Origin of the sequence: Maribacter sp. ACAM166 (genome assembly GCF_005771495.1) — a bacterium.
Taxonomy (GTDB): Bacteria; Bacteroidota; Bacteroidia; order Flavobacteriales; family Flavobacteriaceae; genus Maribacter.
In genome coordinates, this window is sequence record NZ_VAUW01000004.1 from 82,492 (window position 1) to 97,541 (window position 15,050).

Sequence of the window (15,050 nt, forward strand, 5' to 3'; positions counted from 1 at the left end):
TTCTTTTTTATCAAAAATACACATAGTTAGGTAGTTTTATCCTATGTGTAATTTCAATTTTTGAATTAAAGGATTAAGTTTTGAGTAGGTTCTTCCGTGGTTGAAAGATCTTTGCTAACTTTGATAGTCAAACCAATTACCATTGAAAGATACCTTTAAGCACAGGGGAATGCGCAACCATTTAGCGCAACTACTAATAGATAAGGGAATTGCAGATAAAAAGGTGCTAGACGCCGTACGTGTGATACCCAGACATTTGTTTATGGATAGTAGTTTTGAAGGACATGCCTATCAAAATAAAGCTTTCCCAATAGGTGCTGACCAAACCATTTCACACCCATATACAGTTGCTTTTCAAACAGAATTATTGCAGTTAGAGCCAAATCAAAATGTTTTGGAAATAGGTACAGGTAGTGGGTACCAGACTGCTATTCTTTTATTTATAAAGGTTAAAGTTTTTACAATTGAACGTCAATTAGAACTTTTTAAAAAAACCAATCTTTTTTTTAAGAAAATGGGCTATCGTCCAAAGAAATTCATTTTTGGAGATGGATATAAGGGGTTGCCAGAAAATGCACCTTTTGATCGTATAATAGTGACTGCTGGGGCTCCTGAAGTTCCAAAAGCATTGCTTTCACAATTGAAAGTAGGGGGTAGGTTGGTAATCCCAATAGGATTTGAAGAACAAATAATGACCTTGTACGTAAGAACTACAGAAAAGAATTTCACAAAGACCGAATATGGTTCTTTTCGTTTTGTACCCTTACTTGAAAATAAAAATTAATTATTGAAATTCTTTTTTACGCGATCCAAGTCACGCTTATTGTCGCGATCTTTAATAGAGTCCCTTTTGTCATAAAGCTTTTTACCTTTTGCTAAAGCAATTTGCATTTTTGCAAGTCCTCTTTCGTTTATAAATAGCCTAAGAGGAACTATTGTAAAACCAGAAGTTTTGACCTCTTTACTCAATTTTTTAAGCTCTCTTCTTTGTAATAATAATTTACGTTCGGCTTTAGGTTTGTGATTAAAGTGAGATGCATGCGAATATTCATCAATTTGCATATTAATAATAAAGAGTTCATCTCTATCATTGAATTCACAGAAACTTTCTGAAATAGAGGCACGACCTTCTCTAATAGATTTAATTTCTGTACCAGCTAAAACAATACCGGTAGTGAACTTATCCATTAACTCGTATTCGAAACGAGCCTTTTTATTTTTAATATTGATATTCTTTTGCATCAATAGCAAAAATAAGAACAAATGAATGAATGTCTTACACTTTTAGAACTATTTACAAATGGTAGCTGAAGGTAATTAGAATAAAAGGTGAGAATTATCCTGGGCAGTTGCAGTTAAAAATCAGTTTATCAACCGTAGAAACTCCATTTACAATTTGTACAATAAATAAAGTCCCGTTTTCACTATCATCGATATCGGAATATTTTTCTTCATCAATCAATTTATTCACAAATTCTGGAGTAGTATTGCTGTGTCCGACTACCAAAACTTTCTTGTTTAAATTATCGGCTTTAAATTGAGAAATGTCAATGATTCTTGGGTCATAATACTGAACATCGATATTCTTCTTTACCGATGTAGGTGTTACAGTCATAGATGTCCGATTAAAATTTGTTGAGTAGATGGCATCCAATTCAACCGCATCAAGTATTTCCGCCCAATGCATTGCCCTTCCTAGGCCTTTTTGATTTAATTCTGGATCTGTATCGTCAGGATTAGTTCTAATTTTTTCTGCATGTCTTATCAAATAAAAAGTTGAAACTAATTTGTCATTTTGAGGTATATCTTTTGCATGCTCTTCTTTGCAAGAAAGACTAAATGTGAGCATTACGAAAAGAACAAATTTTATAGCATTCATAAAATTAAGTTTGAAATATTAAAATAATAACTAAAATTACTTCAAAAAAGTACTATAAATAGTCTATTTTTTGTTTTTTTGCATATGAATAAACTTTGTGGGACACTTCTCATTGTTTTTGTAGTTCTAGGCTTAAAGGCTCAGGAGGTTGTACTTCCTAGTGATTTCAGGCAACACAACCTTACTGAATATAATAGTAGTCTGTTAAACCCAGCCTATAGTTTAAATCGTAATAACCCATCTTCTGTTGCAATGTGGGCTAGATGGCAATGGCAAACGTATGATGGGGACCCAACTTCTTTGTTTTTAAATTATACGACAAGGTTAAATAACGTTTCTGCGGCTGGAGTTGGTTTTTTTCAAAACAATACTGGTATTTTTTTAAATACAGGTGCAGCCTTGAACTATGCTTATAATATTGAATTAAGTGAAAATGTTTTCTTGGGTGTTGGCCTTAATCTTTTTGGTTATCAACAAAAACTAGCTGATCAACGCTTTTTTATTCCTAATCCTATTCAAACTTCGATTAATAATAATTTTATTGTTCAATTGGCAACAGGGATTAATTTGAATATAGACAGGTTAAATATAGGTTTAGTATCTGAAAATTTACTGGATTATAATTTTAGTACTAATGAGCGCAATTCAGGCCCGGGTGAGCGTATGTTTTTAGCACTGACTAGTTATGATTTTCCAATTACTATCTTGAAAACTGATAAAAATTCTATTTTGAGGCCATCTATTTATTATAAATCTATTCCTGGATTTGATTCCCAATTCGGAATACAATCTTTACTTACCACAAATAAATATTGGGTACAGGGAGGATATAATAGCTTTTATGGATTTTCTGGAGGAATAGGAGGGCGATTCTTTAAGCGCTTTTCTGTAGGTGCTTTAATTGAAGTAGGTACAAGTTCAGACTTAAAAGGTCAGAATCCGTCCTTTGAATTGGTTACATCTTATAAGCTAGGAAAATTGGAGTCTGCTGAAGAAAAGTTGAAAGAGGAATTAATTGCCGAACAGGAAGAAAAAGAAGACTTGGTTAAGGAAGAATTATCAAATGTAGAAAAATTAGCATTAAAAAGAGAAGCTAAGAAACAAGTACGTTTAAATCAGATAGCGATTCAAAGACAGAAAGATTCTGTACAAGAGTCAACAAGGCTTGCGGAGTTTGCAGTGAAGGAATCTAAAAGGGACTTAAGTAGAAAGAGAGATTCTATTGCCAATGCAAAAGCCGAACAAGCACTGGCAGCTTCTAAAGCAATAGAAACGCAAAGAAAGCAAGATTCGATAGCTTCTGTTATTAAGAAAGAAGCCGAGGCAGTTGCCTTAAATCAAAAACATAGACAAGATTCTATTGCCCTAAGTGAAGCTGCACTGGTCGAAGCTGAAAAATTAGCGGCTCGTAATGAAGTGGTAAAACCTAAGGCTGGAGAAAAATATGAGGAAGTGGATAAACAAGGTTCATTATCACCGGGCTACTATTTAATTGCGAACGTTTTTGGAACCAAAAAATACTTTGATGTCTTTATGGCAGAAACGAAGAAAAAAGGATTAAATCCAAAATCATTCTATCGGTCCTTGAACAAATACAATTATGTATATCTTGCTAAATACAATACAATTAATGAGGCAAGAGAAGCTAGAGATTCTAAACTCGATGGTACATACAGTAAAAAGACGTGGATATTTAGAGTTACCGGAGAATAATCTAATGGCACAACATTTATATGCCAATGGATAATTTACTTTTATGTTTGTTGAATAGGTAGTTAAAAAATTACCTAAGTTCTTTTTTGATGAGAACTTCTAGATAAGTAACGGTATTTACTAAATATTTTCGGTCTTTGGTTAAGGTAGCCATGGCAATGGAACCCTGTATTATTGTAAATAATTGCTTAGCAAATTGTAATGGAGTAACGGGGATTTTGAACTCACCGCTATTTACGCCACTTTCTAAGACCAAGGCAATTTTACCCTCAATGTCAGTTATTGTTTCTTTTGTGGCTGCGGCCAATAAGCGGTTATTATGTTGCGCATCAATACCGACATTTAATATCGGACAACCTCCCATTGACATTGTGAATACATCGTATTTCTTATAAAAATCAATTAGATTATCAATTTTTTCCATCGCCTTACCTTCAATGGCTAAATGTTCATCTATAGCAACTAAAAGAAGATTACGGTTATATTCAAATGCAGACAACGCAAGTGCTTCTTTATTTTCAAAATTACCATATAGTGCACCTTTTGTAAGGTTGGTGGCATCGGTTAAATCACTCATGCTGGTGCCAACGTATCCATGCTTGTTGAAAACAGGAGCAACAGTCTCAATAATATACGCAGTTGTTCTTTCGGCTTTAGTTGACATGTCAGACTGTTTTATGCTAATATAAAAAAAACTATACTGCATGGTATATATTGTTGATAAAAAAAGCGTCCTTATTAATTTTAAGGACGCTTTTCTGCAGTTTGAAAAGATTAAACCTTGAGGCCTTCTTGATTTCTAAAAACTAAACCCTTATCAAAGGCATCTAGCAAAACAACACTATCAGATTTTATCTCACCGCTTAACAAAGCTTTAGACATATTGTTTAATACTTCTTTTTGTATAGTTCGTTTTACAGGTCTTGCACCAAATTGCGGATCATACCCTTTTTCGGCCAAGTAATCAATAGCTTCTTCGGTTGCATCTAGGGTAATCTGTTGTTTATCCAACATTTTCTTTAAATACTCTAATTGAAGTCTTACGATTTCCTTTATATTGTTTTTTGTTAAAGGAGTGAACATCACAATATCATCAATTCTATTGATAAATTCTGGGCGAACGGTATTCTTCAATAGGCCTAGAACTTCTACCCTTGCAGTTTCAGTTGCACTATGAATATCAGTTGAATTTTCAAACGTATCTTGGATAATCTGGCTACCCATGTTACTGGTCATAATAATGATTGTATTTTTGAAATCGGCTACCCTTCCTTTATTATCTGTTAATCGACCTTCGTCCAAAACCTGTAACAAAATATTGAATGTATCTGGATGGGCCTTTTCAATTTCATCTAACAGCACTACTGAATAGGGTCGTCTTCTTACAGCTTCTGTTAATTGACCACCTTCATCATAGCCAACATATCCTGGAGGTGCACCAACCAATCTACTAACCGAATGCCGCTCTTGGTATTCGCTCATATCTATTCGTGTCATAGCATTTTCGTCGTCGAATAGATAAGCAGCCAATGTTTTTGCCAATTCTGTCTTACCGACCCCGGTAGTACCTAAAAACAGGAAGGAACCAATTGGTTTCTTTTCATCCTGTAAACCAGCTCTGCTTCTGCGAATAGCATCGGAAACTGCTTCAATGGCTTCTTCTTGACCAACCACACGCTTGTGCAGTACTTCCTCTAATTTCAATAATTTTTCACGTTCGCTTTGTAGCATTTTTGTTACTGGAATACCAGTCCATTTTGCTACCACTTCTGCAATATCGTCCCTTGTAACTTCCTCTTTTATTAAGGTTCCTGAATGCTGTTGTTCGCTTAAATCATCCTGTAATTTTGTTAATTTTTCCTGCGCTTCCTTAATTTTTCCATACCTGATTTCTGCAACCTTGCCGTAGTCACCATTACGCTCTGCGCGTTCCGCTTCAGTCTTGAAATTTTCAATATCTAATTTAGTTTTTTGAATATTGTCAACGACCGTTTTTTCACTTTCCCACTGGGCATAAATTTCATTGCGTTCCTCTTTTACATTGGCGAGGTCTAAATTTAAGATTTTGAGTTTTTGCTTATCATCTTCTCTTTTTATCGCTTCAATCTCTATTTCCAATTGCATGATCTTACGGTCAAGAACATCTAATTCTTCGGGTTTTGAATTGATTTCCATTCTAAGTTTAGAGGCAGCTTCATCCATTAGGTCAATAGCCTTATCTGGTAAAAACCTATTGGTTATATACCGTTGTGATAATTCTACAGCTGCGATGACCGCCTCATCTTTGATACGCACCTTGTGATGCGCTTCATATTTTTCTTTAATGCCTCTAAGAATTGATATGGCACTTTCTGTATCTGGTTGGTCTACCACGACCTTTTGGAATCTTCTTTCCAATGCTTTATCCTTCTCAAAATACTTCTGATATTCATCTAGGGTGGTAGCACCTATTGCTCTAAGCTCACCTCTGGCCAATGCAGGTTTAAGAATATTAGCGGCATCCATGGCGCCTTGGCCACCACCCGCACCAACTAGTGTGTGTATCTCGTCAATAAATAGGATGATATTTCCATCGGCACTTACGACCTCTTTAATGACTGATTTTAATCGTTCTTCAAATTCACCCTTGTACTTAGCACCGGCAATCAATGCGCCCATGTCCAAAGAGTAGATAACCTTATCTTTAAGATTTTCTGGGATATCGCCTTGAATAATTCTGTGAGCAAGACCTTCGACAATAGCAGTTTTACCTACACCGGGTTCACCTACCAAAATTGGATTGTTTTTAGTTCTTCTAGATAATATTTGAAGTATTCTTCTTATTTCTTCATCTCTTCCTATTACGGGGTCTAACTTACCGCTATCAGCAAGTTCATTGAGATTTTTGGCATATTTCTGTAAAGAATTATAGGTTTCTTCAGCACTTTGGGAAGTAACCTTCTCTCCTTTTCGTAACTCGTCTATAGCTGCTTTAAGCTGTTTTTCTGTAACCCCTTGGTCTTTTAATATTTGGGCAATTTTGCTTTTAGATTTTAATACGGCCAAGAACAAATGCTCTAAGGAGACAAACTCATCGTCCATATTTTTGGCAATTATGCTTGCTTCGTTAAGGGTTTTGGCAGCCTCTCTTGAAAACTGCAAATCACCTCCCTGCACTTTTGGAAAGCTTTGTAATTCTTTATCCAAAATTTGCTGCACCAGGTTAAAATTCACCCCAAGTTTTTTAAGCAAAAAAGGCATGACATTTTCTTCAACCTCGGTAAGTGCTTTAAAAATATGTTCATTCTCTATTTGCTGATGACCCATATTTTGACCAATCTGCTGGGCCTGTTGAATGGCCTCCTGAGATTTTATAGTGAAATTATTTATATTCATTTTCGTTGTTTTTAGATTAATATGATACTTTTGAAAAATGTTATTCAACAATCTTACCAAATGGTTAGGTAAGACAAAATGGCTTGAAAATACGCAATTAAACAGACAAAAAGTCAGGTTGTGTTATTGTTTTATTTGATAAAGAAAATTTTATATGGGATTATTTAGTGGATTATTTGGAGGGACTAAAGAAGATGGAAAAAGGGATGTTTCTGAAATTCCTTGGATCTCATTGAGTTCAATAGAACAATTGGAAGAAATTAAGGAAGAATCTGGCAAAAGACCGCAGGTTATTTTTAAACATTCAACTACATGTGGTATTAGTAGAATGGCTTTAAATATGTTTAAAAGTGGTTATGGTCTAGAAGAAGGACAAATGAATTTTTACTTTTTAGATCTCCGTGCCCATAGAGATGTTTCAAATGCGGTAGCTTCTGAATTTGGTATTCAACATCAATCCCCCCAACTTTTAATACTCAAGAATGGATTAGTGGTTATGCAGGAGTCTCATGGAGCAATTGCAGATATAAAATTGGAACAATATATATAAAAAAAGCCCCGTAGTTACGGGGCTTTTTGTTAATTGAAACTTTGTTTACTAAGAATATTCTTGAGGTTATTTTTTAAATCTTCACCGGCATCATATACCATTTGCTCATTGCTTGGGAAAGGAACCCTAGCTAGTTGTAATAACGAGATCAAGTCATTATCCAAAGCTCTCTTATCTCCGTCGTAGTTTGCATACCTATGCTCAAAAACAAACTGACTGGATAATGGGTACTGATTTATTTTTTGTTTCTTTCTTAAATCCATAAAGTTTACTACTCCTGTAACTTGTGCACTTTTGAATTGAGTAAACTGATAAAAATCACATCGTACCGTCTTGAATTTATCTACTTTAATACTATTACCCAAACTATCAGATACTACATTTCCATTTCGGTCTTCAACAAAGGAGTAGCCGTCCTTTATTTGTCTTTCCTTACTTATTTGTTTTTCATTAATTTGTTCTGGAGAAATATTGATATTCTGAAAGGACACTTCCATTTGATAGTCGTATATCTGATTTTGAATTCTATTGGTATGGTATTCAGTCCAATGGGTGTTTAGTCCGTATGTATTTAAATTCAATAGTTCATCTTCCAACCTTTTAGGAATCACCTTATCAGTGTTATTGGTCATTTCTACTATGACATAATCCAAACCTTTTTGATAGGCTTCCTCTTTTTTGGTTACAACATTTTTATAGTTGGGGTTTAATTCTTCTAAATAATTAAGGTCACTATAGGCGGTTCTGTAGTCAGATTTATAATTAGCAGTTTCCAGTAAGGTCGTAGCTTTATTGTAAAGAAATTCAGAAAATTTCAATTTTGCCGAAATTAAATGGTCGTTATAATTCTTAAAGTTGAATTGGGCCTTTCTATTTTGATCCTGTATATATAAAGGCAACAAGGGGCGAATACGTTCCTGTATTGTTTTTAAGTTACTATACGTATTGTATATTTCTTCAAAATTAGCAGTATTGCCATCTTTTTTCAGAAATTTAATATGCTGAAGTTCTCTTTCTGTATTCTTTCTATACCCTTCTTCAAGAAGAACAATATACGTTTGATTACTTTTTTTAGTTTTATTTTCTGCAATATTTAGAACTGCCTTGTTTATTGCGCCCATGTAATTACCAGAATTCAGCGCTTCCTGTGTTTTTTTGACACCACTACAAGATAGTAGGAGACCAATAAAACTGAATAGTAGAAATTTTTTCATGACTAATTATTTTAGATGTTACTATAGCTATTTCAACAGCCGTGCCATAAAAGGCTTTTAACATAACGGTTGGGGATAAAGAATAGTATATTTTCAATACGTAGTATTCTATATATTAATTTTCAGCATAACCTATAATGCATAGTTATCAACTTCTATTTGATAAATAAGTCAAGTGTTTCTTCTTTTTTTAATCCGATTAGATCGGCTATTTGTATTTTTGTATCTTATTTTAAAAGATATAGAAACATGCAACGTGACACTACGATTTTTAATCTAATTGAAGAAGAGAAACAACGTCAGATTAATGGTTTAGAACTAATAGCCTCTGAAAATTTCACAAGTCCACAAGTGATGGAAGCACAGGGGTCGGTTCTGACTAATAAATATGCTGAAGGGTATCCAGGTAAGCGATATTATGGTGGTTGTGAAGTGGTAGATAAAGTGGAGCAGTTGGCAATTGATAGAGCAAAAGAGCTTTTTGGTGCCGCTTATGCCAATGTTCAACCGCACTCAGGGTCGCAGGCAAATGCTGCTGTTTATCATGCATGTTTAAAGCCTGGTGATAAGATTTTAGGATTTGATTTATCTCATGGTGGTCACTTGACTCACGGGTCTCCGGTTAATTTTTCTGGGAGATTGTATAACCCGGTATTTTATGGAGTCGACCAGGCAACTGGTATGTTAGATTATGATAAAATTCAAGAAATAGCAACAAAAGAACAACCTAAGTTGATTATTGCTGGTGCATCTGCATATTCTAGAGATATGGATTTTGAACGTTTTCGTAAAATTGCAGATAGTGTAAATGCTATTTTGCTAGCTGATATTTCGCACCCGGCAGGATTAATAGCAAAAGGGTTTTTAAATAATCCGATACCACATTGTCATATTGTATCTACGACCACACATAAAACATTAAGAGGCCCTAGGGGAGGACTAATATTGATGGGTGCCGATTTTGAAAATCCATTTGGCATTACCTTGAAAAACGGAAATTTGAGAAAGATGTCTGCATTATTAGACCTTGCTGTTTTTCCAGGTAACCAAGGAGGTCCTTTAGAGCATGTTATAGCAGGTAAAGCAATAGCATTTGGCGAAGCATTAACCGACGAGTACGGTTCTTATATTCTGCAGGTAAAGAAAAATGCTGATGCGATGGCAAAAGCTTTTGTTAAAAGAGGTTACGATATTATTTCTGGTGGGACCGACAATCACATGATGCTAATTGATTTAAGAAATAAAGATATTTCTGGTAAAGATGCAGAGAAGGCCTTGGTAGCAGCTGATATTACGGCGAATAAGAATATGGTACCTTTTGATGATAAATCACCTTTTGTAACTTCTGGTATTCGTTTTGGAACGGCAGCTATTACAACCAGAGGCTTAATTGAAACTGATATGGAAATTGTGGTTGATTTAATTGATCAAGTAATCATTAATCCAGAAAATCAGACTCTAGTGAAAGAGGTTAAGGCAAAAGTGAATAAGATGATGAATACACGGCCTATTTTTAATGCTTAGGTATTATATAAATAGACTTAGTCGGTAAGAAATTCTAAATTACCACTTACGTAGGTATTTCTATTTACATCATAAATTGAAGCTTCGTCATCTTTGTCTAGGTATATGCCCCAATATTCAGAATAAGACTTTGGGGCTATGTAAATTTGGTCGTACTCTATGTCTAAGTTATCTTCAAATATAGGTACGAATATCTCATAAGGTTTTTGTGTAAGCCCCCGAGTTAAAAACACAAAGTTACATGCTATTTGTTTTAAGATGTTATTGAATTGGGTTGGGATACTTTTATTGTAAATGCGTTTAATTACGATGCTGGTATCATGTAATGAGATGGTAAGTTCTTCAATATCAATCGAATATTTGTTTTTTAAATTAATAATTTCTAGACAATGTTGTAGTGGTGACTCATTATAGCCATTGTTACCCCATCTACCAGTATAAAAATGGTTGAATAATTCCATCAAATCGGAATTACAATGAATTTCTAAAACTAAATTGAAGGAATCTAAGGTATAGCCCTTACTTTTTAGTGTTAAAGTAGAAAAATAATGGTATTCAAGAGCGTTGAGAAATTCGTCAATACCAATTATCTCTTTAGTATATTCCAAGTTTAGTGACGAATTTTTGATGAAATTATCAAAATCGAAAGACATATAGGCGTATGTTAGAAGTATTCTCTTCTATAAATATACCTTTATCACCTTGTTTTTAAACTTAGGAAGACCATATAATTATGGAGGACATTAGTATAAAATAACACAATATCCTATAACATGTTGATAGTCAATAAATTATGCGTGGTAAGTTAATTTTAAAGAAATCCTCGGTTTTTGGCCTCATTTATTAGGGCAAGGTCATTCCCGTTCTTAATTTCAAATAAAGCTTTTAATTGTCTTTTTCTTCCTTCAACAGTAGTGTTTGCTGATCCAATTAATGGCGCAATATCTCTAGTGTGAATACCTTGAGAAAGATGATATAGAATTTTTTGGTCCTGTTCATCAATAACTATATCGCTAGACATTCTACGTCGAATCGCAGCTAAGGCAATAGCGGTATAATAGGCTGAATTATTCATTATGGTTTCTACCATAGCCTTGAGAGACATTTCATCTATCTCTGATTTTACCATATAACCATCAGGATTCACGGTCTTGAAAATATTATTAATTCTATAATTATCACTATATGATGACATGAAGACTATTTTAGAATTAGGAACTTCTTGTCGAGCAATAATACCTAAATCGATACCTGTTCTCTGGTCTTTGGATTCGGGAGAGAATAATTGGATATCCAATAAAATGATATCGTAAGGAATGGAGCGCTTGGAAAATTCTATCTTATTTTTTCCTGAATCAAAACTTTTTGCTATTTCAACTTTTACATTAAAATCTGTAAAATCAGAATCCTCAAGAATATACTTATATCCTAAAGTGGTCATTTCATGATCATCTACCGCTAAGATTCGTACTGTGTCCATTTAAATTTTTAAAATCATTGTAATTTACTAAACGTTTTTATAGTAGGAATTATTATCCGTAGAATTATTGGATTTTTTTATAATTGGAATTTTTAGTGTAATTGTAGTCCCTTGTCCTTCAATAGAATCAATATTGCACGTGCCTTTTAGTTTGTTTACCCTTGATGTAATATTTCTGATACCAATACCCTTTTTTCCTTTATTATCATTAAAACCAATGCCATTATCGTTCATAATAACGTCAAACTGTTCATCTGTTCTATGAAAAGTGATATCAAAAATAGTACAGTTGGCATGTTTAATGGCATTTTGAAAAGATTCTTGTATAATTCTATACGTATTTATCTTTATATCGCCCGCTAAAGAATCCCAACTTTCGTCCTCATTAAAATTGAAAATAGTATGGATATTGGCATTTTTATTTGCACTTAATAAAAGGGATTCAATGGAATCGGTAAAATTATTGATTTTTTGATATGCTGAATGACTCAACTCATGTGAAATGGAACGTATTTCTTTTTCAATTTCTTGAAGAGAACCGAGCGCTTTTGCTTTCTCTTGTATAGCTTCTTCGGTAGCACGTTTATTTAACCCAGTCAAAACCATACGTGCTCCCAATATCTTGCCCAAAATTCCATCATGAAGTTCTTCTGATATTCGCTTTTGCTCCATTCGTTTTACTTCATCAACCTTTTGTTTTTGCATCAACATTAAATTGAATATTTCTTGATTATTGGCCTGTTGTTGTTGGTCAAAACGAAGTTTTTGATTTTTAGCACGTTGATTGATTATGGTGTAGATAAATAGACCCAACAAGAATAAACCTGTGGCAATACCGGTCCATATAGTTTTCTGTTTAGAAAGCGATTCTTTTTCGCTTTCTAACTCCACATTTTCGGCAATAAATTCGTCCGTTTCAAAACGGATACGGGCAAATTTGTTTTGCTGTTTACGTTCTTCTTTTTGAAGACTGTCATCAAGTTTGATGTATTTTTTAAAGTAATTAGAGGCATCATTCTTTTTTAATTCAGATAAAAACCCCCAAACCTCTAATAGTCTTTCATTATTCTCGCTTTCAATGGATAAATCTTCTGCTTTTTGAATAAAAGAAATTGCCATCAATGTATCATTGGCATATGCTTTGTACTTTGCATAATTAAAATAAGATGATGCTAAACTGGCAATTTGGTTTTCTTTATCCTTTATTTCAATTGCTTTAATGAAAAGATTATTAACATCTAATGTGTCTTTTAGGTATAATTTACTAGAGGCTAAATTGCTTAGCGCTAAAGCATAAAGCACTGGGTTTTTTTCAATTAAATTATCGATATTTAAGACTTTATCGTAATTATCTATGGCTTTTTCATACAAATTATTTTGTTGGTAAACAACGCCTATATTATTAACAATTTTGGCCTCTTTAATGTAATTGTAGGGTTCTTCTTGTTTTAAATAATAGAGGGCTTCGTTATAATAGGATAATGATTTTTCAACTTCTCCCAATATACCTGAAGCAATGCCTAAATTATTATAACTTTCTGATAGGTAACGATTATCATTTAATAGCTTAAAATTTTCAATAGCCCTAGTCGTAGTGGCTTGACTACCAACATTGTCTTTAATACTTATTTGAATTCTCGCCATTTGCAAAAACATTCTACCTGAAAGTTGTTTTTCCTCAATAGTTTCAAATACTTTTTGTGCTTCTGAATACGAATAATAGACACTATCTTTTACTGAATATTTTTCAAAAAATAAGGCTAAATCCCAGTAAGCAAACCCTATAGGTAATGAATCGTTACGTTTTTGATTTAAAGAAATAGCTTGTTTATTAATTTCACGAAATAATGTACTGTCTGTGGTGAAATTTAGATTTTCAGAAAGGACAGAAAAATAGTTAGCTTGTAGGGAGTCGGAGGATGTGTTTAATGCAAATTGATGAGCCTTCTTTAAAAGCGTTAAATTTTGTTGCTCAGTAGATTCCGGATTTTTACTTTCTTCTATCCAGAAACTAATACTATCGGTTTCTATTGCTTTTAGAGGTGCTTCTTGGGTAAGTTCGGTCTCTGAACAGCTACTGAGTAATTTTAATAGAATTAGTAAAACTAAATATCTTTTAATCAAATTTATTTTTTAGAACTTCATAAATCCAAGATATAAAAAAGCCCTTAACATTTATGTTAAAGGCTTTTTTTATACCGTATTATTTTGTTCTAGCTAAGTTGTTTTGGGTTTCTTGGGTCTTTATTTGTAGCACAATCATCACAAGCTAATGCTTTAGATATATCATTCATGAAATTGAATTCATTGGCAGTGTTTTCTAAAACGTACGTTGCCATTCCTAATGCCATTACTGTTACTGCTAAAATACTTGTTACTTTTTTCATTTTAAGTGTGTTTTAGGGGTTTTTGGTTTATTCTATTACCAAATTATCACCCTTTTGCGAGTAGTTGATGTTAATTTGTTAATCTTAAGTGAATGACCTAGTTCTGCTAGTAAACAGCCTAGTTTTGAGAGAATTCTCTAATTTAGGGTAGAAAGGGTATTTTTTGAGAGAATTCTCTAATTTAGGGTAGAAAGGGTATTTTTTGAGAGTATGGTCTTAAGGTTATCCATATTCTCTCGGTAAGTTTTTGAAAAAGGTAATTGTTCGTTTACCCTTTTTAAAGCACAAACTGATTTTCCGAAATTAATTCTAGATACGTAATCTGTGTTAACGATATAACTTTGATGTATACGCATGAAATTTTCAGGTAGTGTATTTTCAAACGTTTTAAGGGTCTTGTATGCATTGGTAATCGTACCATCTTTCATAATAAACTCGGTAGTATTATTATCTGCTTTCAAGTAAAGAATATCATTTGTGTTCAGGTATTGAAAATCGTTGTACGACTTTATACATAATGTAGCCGGTGCTTTTTCTTTTGGCATTCTTTTTTTAAGCTTTAACAATGACTTACGAATGTCGAATTCATTATAGGGTTGTAACCAATAATCGGAAAAGCCGTTTTTGATTGCGTCGTAGGCATAATCTTTTGTAGACGCCAAACCAATTAATATAGGAAGTTGGGTAACATATTGATGAATCTCCGTCACCATTAGAAAAATTGAAGAATAATCAGTATTGAGATTAATGAAAACGATATCTGGAGAATATTTTATAATATCATTTAACCCATCAGAAGGGTTTTTCGTAGTATTTATACATTCAAAGTCGCCATATTCATCCAAAAATGCATGCAATTGCAAATTTGAAACAGCATCTGAATCTATTATGGTGTATGAGTAATCCAAAAAAATATAATGTCTAACAC

At 33.4% G+C, this 15,050-nt stretch carries 14 protein-coding genes; 4 read left to right on the plus strand and 10 right to left on the minus strand.

Annotated elements, in window-relative coordinates; all coding sequences use genetic code 11:
• The first annotated feature begins 142 nt into the window (after positions 1-142).
• The gene (locus tag ES765_RS04610) at positions 143-784 is read left to right on the plus strand and encodes a protein-L-isoaspartate(D-aspartate) O-methyltransferase (RefSeq protein WP_138111563.1); all 642 of its coding nucleotides are present in this window, start codon (positions 143-145) and stop codon (positions 782-784) included.
• Here the strand turns inward: ES765_RS04610 and smpB are convergent.
• Both smpB and ES765_RS04620 read right to left on the minus strand, forming a co-directional pair.
• The gene (gene smpB, locus ES765_RS04615; RefSeq protein WP_138111565.1) at positions 781-1,242 is read right to left on the minus strand and encodes an SsrA-binding protein SmpB; all 462 of its coding nucleotides are present in this window, start codon (positions 1,240-1,242) and stop codon (positions 781-783) included. The genes ES765_RS04610 and smpB overlap by 4 nt on opposite strands.
• A gap of 94 nt (positions 1,243-1,336) precedes the next feature.
• Entirely contained in the window at positions 1,337-1,879 is a 543-nt protein-coding gene (locus tag ES765_RS04620) for a histidine phosphatase family protein (RefSeq protein WP_138111567.1), read from the minus strand.
• A gap of 84 nt (positions 1,880-1,963) precedes the next feature.
• Here ES765_RS04620 and ES765_RS04625 point away from each other — a divergent pair, with 84 nt between their 5' ends.
• Positions 1,964-3,592, plus strand: a complete 1,629-nt coding sequence (locus ES765_RS04625; protein ID WP_138111569.1) for a PorP/SprF family type IX secretion system membrane protein — start codon at positions 1,964-1,966, stop codon at positions 3,590-3,592.
• Positions 3,593-3,662: 70 nt separating this feature from the next.
• Here ES765_RS04625 and ES765_RS04630 read toward each other — a convergent pair whose 3' ends face one another.
• Both ES765_RS04630 and clpB read right to left on the minus strand, forming a co-directional pair.
• The gene (locus tag ES765_RS04630; protein WP_138111571.1) at positions 3,663-4,256 is read right to left on the minus strand and encodes a TetR/AcrR family transcriptional regulator; all 594 of its coding nucleotides are present in this window, start codon (positions 4,254-4,256) and stop codon (positions 3,663-3,665) included.
• 110 nt (positions 4,257-4,366) lie between these two features.
• On the minus strand, positions 4,367-6,967 hold the full coding sequence (gene clpB / locus ES765_RS04635; RefSeq protein WP_138111573.1) for an ATP-dependent chaperone ClpB: 2,601 nt from the start codon (positions 6,965-6,967) through the stop codon (positions 4,367-4,369).
• 154 nt (positions 6,968-7,121) lie between these two features.
• On the opposite strand from clpB, the gene ytxJ reads away from it, so the two are divergent.
• The gene (ytxJ, locus tag ES765_RS04640) at positions 7,122-7,517 is read left to right on the plus strand and encodes a bacillithiol system redox-active protein YtxJ (RefSeq protein WP_138111575.1); all 396 of its coding nucleotides are present in this window, start codon (positions 7,122-7,124) and stop codon (positions 7,515-7,517) included.
• A 29-nt stretch (positions 7,518-7,546) separates the two neighbouring features.
• On the opposite strand, the gene ES765_RS04645 is transcribed toward ytxJ, so the two are convergent.
• Positions 7,547-8,731: a hypothetical protein gene (locus ES765_RS04645; RefSeq protein WP_138111577.1), complete on the minus strand. Its 1,185-nt coding sequence runs from the start codon at positions 8,729-8,731 to the stop codon at positions 7,547-7,549.
• Between the two features lie 249 nt (positions 8,732-8,980).
• Here ES765_RS04645 and glyA point away from each other — a divergent pair, with 249 nt between their 5' ends.
• Entirely contained in the window at positions 8,981-10,255 is a 1,275-nt protein-coding gene (glyA, locus tag ES765_RS04650) for a serine hydroxymethyltransferase (RefSeq protein WP_138111579.1), read from the plus strand.
• A 17-nt stretch (positions 10,256-10,272) separates the two neighbouring features.
• On the opposite strand, the gene ES765_RS04655 is transcribed toward glyA, so the two are convergent.
• The 5 genes from ES765_RS04655 to ES765_RS04670 all read right to left on the minus strand — a co-directional run bounded on the left by ES765_RS04655 (position 10,273) and on the right by ES765_RS04670 (position 15,030).
• On the minus strand, positions 10,273-10,908 hold the full coding sequence (locus tag ES765_RS04655; RefSeq protein ID WP_138111581.1) for a hypothetical protein: 636 nt from the start codon (positions 10,906-10,908) through the stop codon (positions 10,273-10,275).
• Between the two features lie 158 nt (positions 10,909-11,066).
• Positions 11,067-11,735, minus strand: coding sequence for a response regulator transcription factor (locus tag ES765_RS04660; protein ID WP_138111583.1), 669 nt, complete (start codon positions 11,733-11,735; stop codon positions 11,067-11,069).
• A 27-nt stretch (positions 11,736-11,762) separates the two neighbouring features.
• Entirely contained in the window at positions 11,763-13,859 is a 2,097-nt protein-coding gene (locus ES765_RS04665; RefSeq protein ID WP_138111585.1) for a tetratricopeptide repeat-containing sensor histidine kinase, read from the minus strand.
• An 89-nt stretch (positions 13,860-13,948) separates the two neighbouring features.
• Positions 13,949-14,122 carry a hypothetical protein gene (locus tag ES765_RS21650; RefSeq protein ID WP_171017226.1) on the minus strand — a complete coding sequence of 58 codons (174 nt, stop codon included), beginning with the start codon at positions 14,120-14,122 and terminating at the stop codon, positions 13,949-13,951.
• Positions 14,123-14,298: 176 nt separating this feature from the next.
• Positions 14,299-15,030 (minus strand): LytR/AlgR family response regulator transcription factor, encoded by a 732-nt coding sequence (locus ES765_RS04670; protein WP_138111587.1) that lies wholly within the window; start codon positions 15,028-15,030, stop codon positions 14,299-14,301.
• Positions 15,031-15,050 lie beyond the last annotated feature (20 nt).